Genomic DNA, 13650 nt, shown 5'->3' on the forward strand with positions numbered 1-13650 from the left:
GAGCTTCCGGCGTATTCCTGACGCCATTTTTTCGTTTGTCGACGGCCGCCAAGTCCTTGATTTACGAGGGGTGGCCGTCTGATGGCAATTTTTTTCGAAAATCCCCTAAAGCAAGTCCCAATCCCGACGATAACTATTACGAAGGTTCTCTAGGCCATACCCGGCGGTTGCCAGGGCCGGAAGCCGCAGTACCCAACCAACGAGGAATTCGTCATGGCTTTAACAGTAAACACTAACGTCACATCGTTGAACGTTCAGAAAAACCTGAACCGTGCTTCCGACGCTCTGTCGACTTCGATGACTCGCCTGTCTTCCGGCCTGAAAATCAACAGCGCTAAAGACGACGCCGCCGGCCTGCAAATCGCTACCCGTATGACTTCGCAGATCCGTGGTCAGACCATGGCGATCAAAAACGCCAACGACGGTATCTCGATCGCTCAGACCGCTGAAGGCGCGATGCAAGAATCGACCAACATTCTGCAGCGTATGCGTGAACTGGCTGTTCAAGCACGAAACGACTCGAACGGCACCGACGACCGTGCTGCTCTGAACAAAGAATTCGCGACCATGTCGGACGAGCTGACTCGTATCGCCAAGTCGACCAACCTGAACGGCAAAAACCTGATCGACGGTACTGCTGGCACCATGACCTTCCAGGTTGGTTCCAACACTGGCGCTACCAACCAGATCACCATCACTCTGAACAGCGGCTTCGACGCTGCAACTCTGAGCGTTGGTTCGGCTACTATCGCTGTTACCGGTACCGACAGCACCACTGCTGAAGCAAGCACCAAAGCTGCAATCGACGCGATCGACAAAGCTCTGAAAACCATCAACACCAGCCGTGCGGACCTCGGTGCTGCTCAGAACCGTCTGACCAGCACTATCTCCAACCTGCAAAACATCAACGAAAACGCCAGTGCTGCACTGGGTCGCGTACAAGATACCGACTTCGCTGCTGAAACTGCACAGCTGACCAAGCAACAAACTCTGCAACAAGCTTCGACCGCAGTTCTGGCTCAGGCCAACCAACTGCCATCCGCTGTACTGAAACTGCTTCAGTAATAGCTGGTGAGTTTTGGCGGGGGAGTGCGCTTGTCGCGCTCTCTCGCTTTTTACTTTTTTAAGAGGTGATGGACATGGATATGAGCGCCAAGCTGAACTTGTCTTATCCTGCGGCCAAGCAGGCGACGACTGTTGCCGACAAGCCTGCGGAGAAGCCTCGCCCGGTGGTTGCCCCGGTAGCTATCGTCAAGGATGAACGCAAAAGCGATCAGACCGAGCAGGAAAAACTGAAGATGGCCGTTCAGGAAATCGAAAAGTTTGTGCAGTCGGTAAAGCGCAATCTGGAGTTCTCGATCGATGAGCCTTCAGGCAAAGTAGTGGTCAAAGTGATTGCCAGCGAATCCGGTGAGGTGATCCGTCAGATCCCCAACGAAGAAGTGCTGAAACTGGCAAATAGTTTGAATGATGCAAGCAGCCTGTTGTTCAGCGCTAAAGTCTGACAGCTGGCACGAATTTTGTTGCTATGTTCTTTTGGGCGTTGTAGTGGTCAAAAGACCGGCGACACACTGAAGGGAGTTCCACATGGCAAGTCCAATTCTACCGGGCACGGGTTTAGGCTCCGGCCTTGATACCGGTGCTATCGTCAAAGCCTTGGTAAACGCTGACAAAGCGGCCAAGCAAGGTCAGATCGACCGTGGGACTGCGACCAACACCGCAAGCATTTCCGGTATCGGTACTCTGAAGTCGTTGATGACGGCTTTCACTCAGACCTTGACGGACCTGGGCAGTCTCTCCAACCCACAGTTCCCGGGTTTTGCTGCCACTTCCTCTGATCCAAAGATCCTCGGCGCCACTGCCGGCAACACGGCGGTCAATGGTAACTACGTTGTGACCGTCGGCAAGCTGGCCACCTCCTCGAAGGTTGCCAGTGCCGCTTTTGCAGGTGGTAACACCAGTCCGATTACGGCTGGCACGCTGACCATCAAGCAGGGTACTGGCACATACAACCTCGACATCAAGGCTGGGGCGACACTGCAATCGGTGCGCGACTCGATCAACGGTGACGACAAGCTCAAGAGCGCAGGCATCAGTGCCAACATCGTCACTGACTCCTTTGGTTCGCGTCTGGTATTGGGTTCTACTACCACGGGTGCGGGTTCCGATATTTCCGTCAGCGGAATTTCCGAGCTGGCCATCAATGGCAGTACCGTGATTGGCACCAGCGGCTCGCCGATGACGGCGACTTCCGCGGGTTCCATTGGTGCTCTGGCGATCGATGCCGAATTCACCATCGACGGCATGGCCCTGACCAGCAAGAGCAATACCGTCGACAAGGCTGTTTCCGGCCTGACCTTGAATCTGGTAGCGACCGGTACCTCCACTGTCACCGTCGCCAGCAACAACGATGGCTTGAAAGCTTCCATTCAGAAGTTCGTCGATGCCTACAATGCTCTGGCCAACGGCATCACTGCGCTGACCAAGCCTTCCCTGGACGATGATGGCAAGCCGACCGTTGCGGCGGCTCTGACTGGCGACGCCTTGCCGCGTTCGATCCTGTCGGCCATCCGTGAGCCGCTGTCGCAAACCGGTTCGGGCGACAAGCTGACCGTTCTGGCGCAACTGGGCATTACCACCGATCAGAAAACCGGTGCGCTCTCTTTTGACAGCACCAAGTTCACCGCTGCCATGAATGACAAGAAGCTGGGTGGCGAAGTCCAGAAGATGTTCGTTGGCGAGTTGGGTTCTGACAACGGTCTGCTCAAGCGCATGCAAAAAGCGATTACGCCGTTCTCCACTACTGGCGGGATTCTGGATCAGCGCACCACCAGTCTGAACAAGACCAAGACCAAACTGACCAATGATCAGGCTGCGCTCGATCGTCGTATCGAAACCCTGACCGCTGTACTGACCAAAAAGTACAACGACATGGACACCCTTGTCGGCAAGCTGAAGGCCACCGCCAGCAACATCACTTCGATGTTCGAGGCGTTGACCGCTCAACAGAAAGGCTAAGGCCTGAAACGCCAAAAGCCCGGCAGCGTTTTTATACGCTCCGGGCTTTTTGTATTTCAATCTAAAGTTTTTTGACGCATCGTCGATACCCTTGATATGCGTCCCATAGAAATTTGATGAGGTAGAACATGAATCCGATGTTAGCCCTTCGCCAATACCAGAAGATTGGCGCTCAGGCGCAGACTTCCGAAGCCAGTCCGCACCGTCTGGTACAGATGCTGATGGAAGGTGGTCTGGATCGTATTGCCCAGGCCAAAGGTGCCATGGAGCGCAAGGACATCCCGAACAAGGGCATCCTGATCGGCAAAGCCATCGGCATTATCGGTGGTCTGCTTGAAGGGCTTGATCTGGATAATCGGTCGGAGCAGGTTGGCGAGTTGGCCAATCTCTATGAATACATGATGAAGCGTCTGACCGAAGCCAACGCCAAGACCGATCCAAAGATCCTCGACGAAGTCGCTGACCTGCTGCGCACGGTCAAGGACGGCTGGGATGCCATCGGCACGCCGGCTCCACAGTTTTAAGGAGATCACCATGAGTCTTGTATTGCAGCGAATCGAAGAAACCCGCGAGGCTCTGGTCGGTGCTCTGGCCGAGCGCAACTGGGAAGCTATTGGCGAGCTGGATCTGGCTTGCCGTTCCTGCATGGAAGACGTCTTGAGTGAAGCTTCGGTGGACGAGGCCGCGTTGCGCGATAACCTTGAGGAATTGCTCGGGGTTTACAAAAAGCTGCTCGAGGCGGCGACGGGGGAGCGGCAGGCGATAGTCAACGAGATGTCGCAGATCACCCAAGCGCAGAACGCGGCAAAGGTTTACCATCTGTTTGGTTAATTAACCCCCAGTTAATCCAGATATGTGCGCCATAAATTTGACTGTGCACGGTTTTTTGACTTAACTAGTGGCTGATTTCAGATTTCAGGCGTCTACAGGCACATGGTGTCCTGCAAGCGTCTCGCTTGCCCCATTTTTCGGGCATTGAGTTGACTAGGGAAGTTGCTATTGCATGTGGCGTGAAACCAAAATTCTGCTGATCGATGACGATAGCGTCCGCCGCCGCGACCTGGCGGTGATCTTAAATTTTCTCGGCGAAGAAAATTTACCCTGCGGAAGCCATGACTGGCAGCAGGCAGTCGGCTCTTTGTCATCTAGTCGTGAGGTCATTTGCGTACTGATCGGGACGGTCAATGCTCCTGGTGCGCTTTTGGGCTTGTTAAAGACACTCTCAACCTGGGATGAGTTCCTTCCGGTTTTGCTGATGGGCGATAATTCTTCCGTTGACTTGCCTGAAGACCAGCGTCGCCGAGTGCTTTCGACCCTCGAAATGCCACCCAGCTACAGCAAATTGCTCGACTCCCTGCACCGTGCCCAGGTCTATCGCGAGATGTATGACCAGGCCCGCGAGCGCGGCCGTCATCGTGAACCCAACCTGTTCCGCAGCCTCGTCGGCACCAGCCGGGCGATCCAGCACGTGCGCCAGATGATGCAGCAAGTGGCCGACACAGACGCCAGCGTGCTGATCCTCGGCGAGTCCGGCACCGGCAAGGAAGTGGTTGCGCGCAACCTGCATTACCACTCCAAGCGCCGCGACGCGCCGTTCGTGCCGGTGAACTGCGGGGCGATCCCGGCAGAGCTGCTCGAGAGCGAGCTGTTCGGTCACGAGAAGGGCGCCTTCACCGGCGCAATCACCAGCCGTGCCGGCCGCTTCGAACTGGCCAACGGCGGTACGTTGTTCCTCGACGAAATCGGCGACATGCCGCTGCCGATGCAGGTCAAGCTGCTGCGCGTGCTGCAAGAACGCACCTTCGAGCGTGTGGGCAGCAACAAGACCCAAAGCGTCGACGTGCGCATCATCGCCGCGACCCACAAGAACCTCGAAAGCATGATCGAGATCGGCACCTTCCGCGAAGACCTCTACTATCGCCTGAACGTGTTCCCGATCGAGATGGCGCCGCTGCGTGAGCGCGTCGAAGACATCCCGCTGCTGATGAACGAACTGATCTCGCGCATGGAGCACGAAAAGCGCGGTTCGATCCGTTTCAACTCGGCGGCAATCATGTCGCTGTGCCGTCACGGCTGGCCGGGCAACGTCCGCGAGCTGGCCAACCTGGTGGAGCGCATGGCGATCATGCATCCGTACGGGGTGATCGGCGTGGTCGAGCTACCGAAGAAATTCCGCTACGTCGACGATGAAGACGAGCAGTTGGTCGATAGCCTGCGCAGTGATCTGGAAGAGCGCGTGGCAATCAACGGCCATACGCCGGACTTCACCGCCAACGCCATGTTGCCGCCGGAAGGCCTGGATCTGAAGGACTACCTCGGTGGTCTGGAACAGGGCCTGATTCAGCAGGCGCTGGACGATGCCAATGGCATCGTGGCGCGTGCGGCCGAGCGCTTGCGCATTCGCCGTACCACGCTGGTGGAGAAGATGCGCAAGTACGGCATGAGCCGGCGCGATGGTGATGAACAGGCGGATGATTGACGCCTGTTTTTCAACCTCTTCATTTATAAGCAGTTTTTTTTAGGCACGGGTATTGCTACATCCCTCGCAACGTTCCGTTTAACTGACGGTCAGCCAGCGAGAGAGCACAATGCCCCAAGTCGCCCAAATGTCTTCTGCCTCCAGTCCCGAGGGGCAGCCGTCCTCCGTAGAGCAGGTCAGCCGACAGGGTCTTGAGCAGGCATTTGCGCTGTTCAGCCAGATGTCCAGTCAGTTGACTGACTCCTATAGCATGCTTGAAGCGCGGGTGACTGAGCTCAAGGGTGAGCTGGCGGTGGTCAGTGCTCAGCGCATGCAGGAACTGGCGGAAAAAGAGCGTCTGGCCAACCGTTTGCAAAACCTCCTTGATCTATTGCCCGGTGGCGTCATCGTGATCGATGGTCACGGCATTGTGGTCGAAGCCAACCCGGCGGCCATCGAGTTGCTCGGTTTGCCACTGGAAGGCGAGCTGTGGCGCCATGTCATCGCGCGCTGCTTCGCCCCGCGTGAAGACGACGGTCACGAAATCTCTCTGAAAAACGGTCGGCGCCTGTCGATTGCCACCCGGTCGCTGGATGCCGAGCCAGGGCAATTGGTGCTGCTCAACGACCTGACCGAAACCCGTCATCTACAGGATCAACTGGCGCGCCACGAACGCTTGTCTTCGTTGGGGCGAATGGTCGCCTCGCTGGCTCATCAGATCCGCACCCCGTTATCCGCCGCGTTGCTCTACGCCAGCCATTTGACTGAGCAGGAACTGCCGGTCGCCACTCAGCAGCGGTTCGCTGGCCGCCTCAAGGAGCGCCTGCATGAGTTGGAGCATCAGGTGCGCGACATGCTGGTTTTTGCCCGCGGTGAATTGCCACTGACCGACCGCCTCACGCCTAACGCCTTGATGCAGTCGCTGCAAGCGGCCGCATTGACCCATGTGCAGGATTTGCCCATCCGCTGGCAGTGCGACAGCCATGTCGGCGAGTTGCTGTGCAATCGTGACACGCTGGTCGGCGCTCTTTTGAACCTGATCGAAAACGCCATTCAGGCCAGCGCCGGCGATGTGCGCCTGAAAGTGCATTGCTACACCCGCGACAACACCCTGCGGCTGTGTGTCAGCGATACCGGTAGCGGGATTGAGCCGGCGGTGCTGGCGCGGCTCGGCGAGCCATTTTTCACCACTAAAGTCACTGGCACGGGCCTGGGCCTGACCGTGGTCAAGGCTGTCGCCCGTGCGCATCAGGGAGAATTGCAGCTGCGTTCGCGAGTCGGGCGCGGTACGTGCGCGCAGGTGATCCTGCCGCTGTTTTCCGCTGTACAGGGAGCAGAGTGAAAGACATGGGCATCAAGGTTTTGCTGGTCGAGGATGACCGTTCGTTGCGCGAAGCGCTGGCCGATACGCTGCTGTTAGCGGGCCACGATTATCACGCGGTCGGCAGCGCTGAAGAGGCGTTGACGGCGGTGGCGCGCGAAGCGTTCAGTCTGGTGGTCAGCGACGTCAACATGCCTGGCATGGATGGGCATCAATTGCTTGCGCTGCTGCGTGCCCGGCAGCCGCAGTTGCCAGTGTTGCTGATGACTGCGCATGGCGCCGTCGAGCGAGCCGTCGATGCGATGCGCCAGGGAGCGGCGGACTATCTGGTCAAACCGTTCGAGCCCAAGGCGCTGCTCGATCTGGTGTCTCGACATGCTCTCGGCAGTCTAGGTGCCAGTGATGCCGAAGGCCCGATTGCGGTCGAGCCGGCCAGTGCTCAATTGCTTGAGCTGGCGGCGCGGGTCGCACGCAGTGATTCCACCGTGCTGATCTCGGGCGAGTCCGGTACCGGCAAAGAAGTGCTGGCGCGCTATATCCACCAGCAATCCCATCGTGCCAATCAGCCGTTTATCGCGATCAACTGTGCCGCGATCCCTGACAACATGCTCGAGGCGACGCTGTTCGGTCACGAAAAGGGCTCGTTCACTGGCGCCATCGCGGCGCAGGCAGGCAAATTCGAACAGGCCGATGGTGGCACTATCCTGCTCGACGAAATTTCTGAAATGCCCCTCGGTCTGCAAGCCAAACTGCTGCGTGTGCTGCAGGAGCGCGAAGTCGAGCGGGTCGGCGCGCGCAAGCCGATCACCCTGGATATCCGTGTGGTCGCGACCACCAACCGCGATCTCGCCGGCGAAGTGGCAGCGGGTCGCTTTCGTGAAGATCTTTTCTACCGTCTGTCAGTTTTCCCGCTGGCGTGGCGTCCACTTCGCCAGCGTACTGCCGATATCTTGCCGCTGGCTGAGCGGTTGCTGGCCAAACACGTCAATAAAATGAAGCATGCCGCGGCGAAACTCTCGCCTGAGGCGCAAGCGTGCCTGATCGGTTATCCATGGCCGGGCAATGTGCGTGAACTGGATAACGCGATTCAGCGTGCGCTGATTTTGCAGCAGGGCGGCTTGATCCAGCCGCAGGATTTCTGTCTGGCGGGCTACGTGACGTTCGCTGCATTGCCAGTCAAGTCGCCGACGCCTGCGGTGAATCGTGAGGTCGAAATCGACGCTGATTCGGCCGGCGCATTGGGCGACGACCTGCGCCGCCGGGAGTTTCAGATGATCATCGACACCCTGCGCAGCGAGCGAGGCCGACGCAAGGAAGCGGCTGAAAAACTCGGAATCAGCCCGCGCACCCTGCGTTACAAACTGGCGCAAATGCGCGATGCGGGCATGGACGTCGAAGGCTATTTGTTCGCCACCTGATTGCCGGCGTAATGCTTGAAAACGCTTTTCTGAAAAGGCTGCCCATGAGCTGGCACCCTTGTTGCTAATACCTGTGTACCCGCCGAGTGAGTGTCAAAAAATTGCGGGCCGCCCAAGAGAGTAGACCATGAGCCAAGGTATTGAATTCAATCGGTTGATGATGGACATGAAGGCCATGCAAATGGATGCCATGTCTGCGCCGAAATCGACTGCCGCTGTCCCTGAACTGGCGGGCAGCAGCTTTTCCGACATGCTCGGTCAGGCGATCAATAAAGTCAGCGATACCCAGCAGGCGTCGGCTCAATTGGCCAATGCATTCGAAGTGGGCAAGAGCGGCGTCGATCTGACGGACGTGATGATTTCCTCACAGAAAGCCAGCGTGTCGTTTCAGGCTCTGACCCAGGTGCGCAACAAACTGGTTCAGGCTTATCAAGACATCATGCAGATGCCGGTATAAGGACGAGATTGAGTCATGGCAGAAGCAGTCGCCGATAACGTTCCGGCCAAGGCCACCCCGATAGACGGCAAACCGCCGCTGTTCGGCCTGTCCTTCCTGGAAAACCTCTCCGAGATGACCGTGCTGCGTCAGGTGGGCCTGTTGGTCGGCCTGGCTGCGAGCGTGGCGATTGGCTTTGCCGTGGTGCTGTGGTCGCAGCAGCCGGATTACCGTCCGTTGTACGGCAGCCTGGCCGGCATGGACGCCAAGCAGGTCATGGATACCCTGGCCTCCGCCGACATTCCTTACACCGTTGAACCGAACTCCGGCGCCTTGCTGGTCAAGGCCGATGACCTGTCCCGTGCGCGCCTCAAGCTCGCGGCCGCTGGTGTCACTCCCAGCGACGGTAACATCGGTTTTGAAATCCTCGACAAGGAACAAGGTCTGGGCACCAGCCAGTTCATGGAAGCGACACGTTATCGTCGCGGCCTTGAAGGTGAACTGGCGCGCACCATTTCCAGCCTGAACAACGTCAAGGGTGCCCGCGTGCACCTGGCGATTCCGAAGAGTTCGGTGTTCGTGCGCGATGAACGCAAGCCAAGCGCTTCGGTACTGGTCGAGTTGTACTCCGGTCGTTCGCTGGAGCCGGGTCAAGTGGTTGCCATCATCAACCTGGTGGCGACTTCCGTTCCTGAGCTGAGCAAATCGCAGATCACCGTCGTCGACCAGAAGGGCAACCTGCTCTCTGATCAGGCGGAAAACTCTGAAATGACCATGGCCGGCAAGCAGTTCGATTACAGCCGCCGCATGGAAAGCATGCTCACTCAGCGTGTGCACAATATTCTGCAACCGGTACTGGGTAATGATCGCTACAAGGCTGAAGTCTCGGCCGATGTCGATTTCAGTGCCGTCGAATCGACTGCCGAGCAGTTCAACCCGGATCAACCGGCGTTGCGCAGCGAGCAGTCGGTCAACGAACAACGTACCGCCAGCAACGGCCCGCAAGGTGTGCCGGGTGCCCTGAGCAACCAGCCGCCATCGCCAGCCTCGGCACCGCAAACCACCGGTGGTGCTCAAGCCGCCGCCGGCATGATCCAGCCAGGTCAGCCATTGGTTGACGCCAACGGTCAGCAGATCATGGACCCGGCCACCGGTCAGCCTATGCTCGCGCCGTACCCGGCCGACAAGCGTCAACAATCCACCAAGAACTTCGAACTTGATCGTTCCATCAGCCACACCAAGCAGCAGCAGGGTCGCCTGAATCGTCTGTCGGTGTCGGTGGTGGTCGATGATCAGGTCAAGGTCAACGCGGCTAATGGTGAAACCACCCGTGCGCCGTGGACCGCCGACGAATTGGCGCGCTTCACTCGTCTGGTGCAGGACGCCGTCGGTTTCGACGCCAGCCGTGGCGACAGCGTCAGCGTGATCAACATGCCGTTCTCCGCCGAGCGCGGTGAAGTGATTGCCGATATTCCGTTCTACTCCCAGCCATGGTTCTGGGACATCGTCAAACAGGTGCTGGGTGTGTTGTTCATCCTCGTGCTGGTGTTTGGTGTGCTGCGTCCGGTGCTCAACAACATCACCGGCGGTGGCAAAGGCAAGGAGCTGGCCGGTCTGGGCAGCGACGTGGAACTCGGTGGCATGGGCGGCCTGGACGGCGAACTTTCCAACGACCGCGTGAGCCTCGGTGGTCCGCAGAGCATTCTGTTGCCGAGCCCGAGCGAGGGTTATGACGCGCAGCTGAATGCAATCAAGAGTCTGGTGGCAGAAGACCCGGGTCGTGTGGCTCAGGTCGTGAAAGAGTGGATTAACGCAGATGAGTGATAACCGAGCCGCCGTCGCCAAACTGACCCGGGTTGATAAAGCCGCAATTCTGCTGCTGTCCCTGGGGTCTACCGATGCTGCGCAAGTGCTGCGCCACATGGGCCCGAAAGAGGTTCAGCGTGTAGGTGTGGCGATGGCGCAGATGGGCAACGTCCATCGCGAGCAGGTCGAACAGGTCATGAGCGAGTTCGTCGACATCGTCGGCGACCAGACCAGCCTGGGCGTCGGTTCCGACGACTACGTGCGCAAAATGCTCACGCAGGCGCTGGGTGAAGACAAGGCCAACGGCCTGATCGACCGCATCCTGCTCGGTGGCAACACCAGCGGCCTCGACAGCCTGAAATGGATGGAGCCGCGGGCGGTTGCCGACGTGATCCGTTATGAACACCCGCAGATCCAGGCCATCGTGGTTGCCTACCTCGACCCGGATCAGGCCGGTGAAGTGCTCGGCAACTTTGACCACAAGGTGCGTCTGGACATTATCCTGCGCGTCTCGTCGTTGAACACCGTGCAGCCGGCGGCATTGAAAGAGCTCAACCAGATTCTCGAGAAGCAGTTCTCCGGCAACTCGAATGCCTCGCGCACCACCCTGGGTGGCATCAAGCGTGCGGCAGACATCATGAACTTCCTCGACAGCTCGATCGAAGGCCAGCTCATGGACTCGATCCGCGAAGTCGACGAAGACCTGTCCGGTCAGATCGAAGACCTCATGTTCGTGTTCAACAACCTGGCCGATGTCGACGACCGCGGTATTCAGGCGCTGTTGCGCGAAGTGTCTTCCGACGTGTTGGTACTGGCCCTCAAGGGTTCGGACGAAGGCGTCAAAGAGAAGATCTTCAAGAACATGTCCAAACGTGCCGCCGAACTGTTGCGCGACGACCTCGAGGCCAAGGGCCCGGTACGGGTCAGCGACGTGGAAACCGCACAGAAAGAAATCCTCACCATTGCCCGTCGCATGGCCGAAGCCGGCGAGATCGTGCTCGGTGGCAAGGGCGGCGAGGAAATGATCTAAGCCCATGGATAAGCACGATGACGATGTGACGGATCTGATCCGTGCCCGCGATGTCCGTGGTTTTGAATCCTGGGCGCTGCCCAGCTTCGATCCGCCGAAACCGGAACCCGAGCCGGAACCGGAGCCTGAACCGCCGGAAATGGAAGAAGTGCCGCTGGAAGAAGTCCAGCCACTGACCCTGGAAGAACTCGAAAGCATCCGTCAGGAGGCTTACAACGAGGGCTTCGCCGTCGGCGAAAAAGAAGGTTTTCACAGTGCCACGCTCAAGGTGCGTCAAGAAGCCGAAGTGGCCCTGGCGGCGAAACTCGCCAGCCTTGAGCAGTTGATGGGTCATCTGTTCGAACCCATCGCCGAGCAAGATACCCAGATCGAAAAGTCGCTGGTTGACCTCGTGCAACACATCACCAAACAGGTGATCAAGCGCGAGTTGGCCATCGACTCCAGTCAGATCGAACACGTCATGCGCGACGCCCTCAAGCTGTTGCCGCTGGGCGTCGACAATGTGCGTTTGTACGTCAATCCACAGGACTTCGAACAGGCCAAAGCCCTGCGCGAACGTCATGAGGAAACCTGGCGCATCGTCGAAGACGAGTCGCTGATGCCGGGCGGTTGCCGGGTTGAAACTGCGCACAGCCGCATCGATGCGAGCATTGAAACCCGCGTCACTCAGGTTATGGACAAACTGTTCGATCAGTTGCACGAACAGGCCCTGCACCCGGCTGCAGCGGATCTGAGCCTGGATATCCCCGAAGAATCCAAATCGGCGGCCATCCCTGACGAGCCGCTCGCGGACGAACCCGATGCGCCTTGAACGCACCAGTTTCGCCAAGCGCCTCAGCACGTATGCCGAAGCCACTGAAATGGCTGGCGCGCCGATTCTCGAAGGTCGCCTGCTGCGCATGGTCGGCCTCACTCTCGAAGCCGAAGGCCTGCGCGCAGCCATGGGCACGCGCTGCCTGGTGATCAACGACGACAGCTATCACCCCTCGCAGGTGGAAGCGGAAGTCATGGGCTTCTCGGGCAGTAAAGTCTTTCTGATGCCGGTCGGCAGCGTCGCCGGTATTGCCCCGGGCGCCCGCGTAGTGCCGTTGGCCGACACCGGTCGCTTGCCGATGGGCATGAGCATGCTCGGTCGTGTACTCGATGGCGCCGGTCGCGCGCTGGACGGCAAGGGCGGCATGAAAGCCGAAGACTGGGTGCCGATGGACGGCCCGACAATCAACCCGCTCAACCGTGATCCGATCAGCGTGCCGCTGGACGTCGGCATCCGTTGCATCAACGGTTTGTTGACCGTCGGGCGTGGCCAGCGTCTCGGTCTGTTCGCCGGTACCGGTGTCGGTAAATCCGTGCTGCTGGGCATGATGACTCGCTTTACCGAGGCCGACATTATCGTCGTGGGTCTGATCGGTGAGCGGGGTCGAGAAGTCAAGGAATTCATCGAGCACATCCTCGGTGAAGAAGGCCTCAAGCGTTCCGTCGTCGTTGCCTCGCCGGCGGACGATGCGCCGCTGATGCGTCTGCGCGCGGCGATGTACTGCACGCGCATCGCCGAGTATTTTCGCGACAAGGGCAAGAACGTCCTGTTGCTCATGGATTCGTTGACCCGTTTCGCCCAGGCCCAGCGGGAAATCGCTTTGGCCATCGGCGAACCACCGGCGACCAAGGGTTATCCGCCGTCGGTGTTCGCCAAACTGCCGAAACTGGTGGAGCGCGCCGGTAATGCCGAGAAGGGCGGCGGTTCGATCACCGCGTTCTACACCGTGCTGTCCGAGGGTGACGATCAGCAGGACCCGATCGCCGACTCGGCGCGGGGCGTGCTTGACGGTCACATCGTGCTGTCGCGGCGTCTGGCCGAGGAAGGGCACTATCCGGCCATCGATATCGAAGCGTCGATCAGCCGGGTGATGCCGGCCGTGGTGGGCATCAAGCACATGAACCATGCGCAGATGTTCAAGCAGTACTGGTCGCGCTATCAGCAGAGTCGCGACCTGATCAGCGTCGGTGCTTATGTGGCCGGTGGTGACCGGGAAACCGACACCGCGATCCAGCTGCAACCGACGATGTCGATGTACCTGCGTCAGGGCTTGAACGACAACATCAACATGGGCGCCAGTGCAAATCAGCTGGCCTCGATCTTTGCTCCGGCTCCTGGCGGCTAACTCG

Annotated in this window: 13 protein-coding genes; all 13 read left to right on the top strand. The window is 58.8% G+C overall.

Going from position 1 to position 13650, the window contains the following annotated elements:
• Positions 1–213 precede the first annotated feature (213 nt).
• Positions 214–1065 carry a flagellin domain-containing protein gene (locus ACA074_RS07815; protein WP_123465735.1) on the top strand — a complete coding sequence of 284 codons (852 nt, stop codon included), beginning with the start codon at positions 214–216 and terminating at the stop codon, positions 1063–1065.
• 74 nt (positions 1066–1139) lie between these two features.
• Positions 1140–1505, top strand: coding sequence for a flagellar protein FlaG (locus ACA074_RS07820; RefSeq protein ID WP_187677371.1), 366 nt, complete (start codon positions 1140–1142; stop codon positions 1503–1505).
• Between the two features lie 82 nt (positions 1506–1587).
• A complete protein-coding gene (gene fliD, locus ACA074_RS07825; RefSeq protein WP_497617064.1) occupies positions 1588–3018 on the top strand; it encodes a flagellar filament capping protein FliD in 1431 nt (476 codons plus the stop codon).
• A 128-nt stretch (positions 3019–3146) separates the two neighbouring features.
• Complete coding sequence (gene fliS / locus ACA074_RS07830; protein ID WP_187677373.1) at positions 3147–3542, top strand: flagellar export chaperone FliS; 396 nt, start codon at positions 3147–3149, stop codon at positions 3540–3542.
• Between the two features lie 10 nt (positions 3543–3552).
• On the top strand, positions 3553–3849 hold the full coding sequence (fliT, locus tag ACA074_RS07835) for a flagellar protein FliT (RefSeq protein ID WP_497678736.1): 297 nt from the start codon (positions 3553–3555) through the stop codon (positions 3847–3849).
• Between the two features lie 172 nt (positions 3850–4021).
• Positions 4022–5497, top strand: a complete 1476-nt coding sequence (locus ACA074_RS07840; RefSeq protein ID WP_187677375.1) for a sigma-54 dependent transcriptional regulator — start codon at positions 4022–4024, stop codon at positions 5495–5497.
• Between the two features lie 127 nt (positions 5498–5624).
• Entirely contained in the window at positions 5625–6818 is a 1194-nt protein-coding gene (locus tag ACA074_RS07845) for a sensor histidine kinase (protein WP_489878735.1), read from the top strand.
• Between the two features lie 5 nt (positions 6819–6823).
• Positions 6824–8215, top strand: coding sequence for a sigma-54-dependent transcriptional regulator (locus ACA074_RS07850; protein ID WP_497678737.1), 1392 nt, complete (start codon positions 6824–6826; stop codon positions 8213–8215).
• Between the two features lie 127 nt (positions 8216–8342).
• The gene (gene fliE / locus ACA074_RS07855; RefSeq protein WP_401272007.1) at positions 8343–8672 is read left to right on the top strand and encodes a flagellar hook-basal body complex protein FliE; all 330 of its coding nucleotides are present in this window, start codon (positions 8343–8345) and stop codon (positions 8670–8672) included.
• A 15-nt stretch (positions 8673–8687) separates the two neighbouring features.
• Positions 8688–10475, top strand: a complete 1788-nt coding sequence (gene fliF / locus ACA074_RS07860; protein ID WP_187677378.1) for a flagellar basal-body MS-ring/collar protein FliF — start codon at positions 8688–8690, stop codon at positions 10473–10475.
• The gene (gene fliG, locus ACA074_RS07865) at positions 10468–11487 is read left to right on the top strand and encodes a flagellar motor switch protein FliG (protein ID WP_095191139.1); all 1020 of its coding nucleotides are present in this window, start codon (positions 10468–10470) and stop codon (positions 11485–11487) included. Before fliF ends, fliG begins: the two co-directional genes overlap by 8 nt.
• A gap of 4 nt (positions 11488–11491) precedes the next feature.
• Positions 11492–12298, top strand: coding sequence for a flagellar assembly protein FliH (fliH, locus tag ACA074_RS07870; protein ID WP_187677379.1), 807 nt, complete (start codon positions 11492–11494; stop codon positions 12296–12298).
• On the top strand, positions 12288–13646 hold the full coding sequence (gene fliI, locus ACA074_RS07875) for a flagellar protein export ATPase FliI (protein WP_187677380.1): 1359 nt from the start codon (positions 12288–12290) through the stop codon (positions 13644–13646). Before fliH ends, fliI begins: the two co-directional genes overlap by 11 nt.
• The last annotated feature ends 4 nt before the right edge of the window (positions 13647–13650 follow it).

This window comes from Pseudomonas sp. LBUM1655 (genome assembly GCF_059716085.1).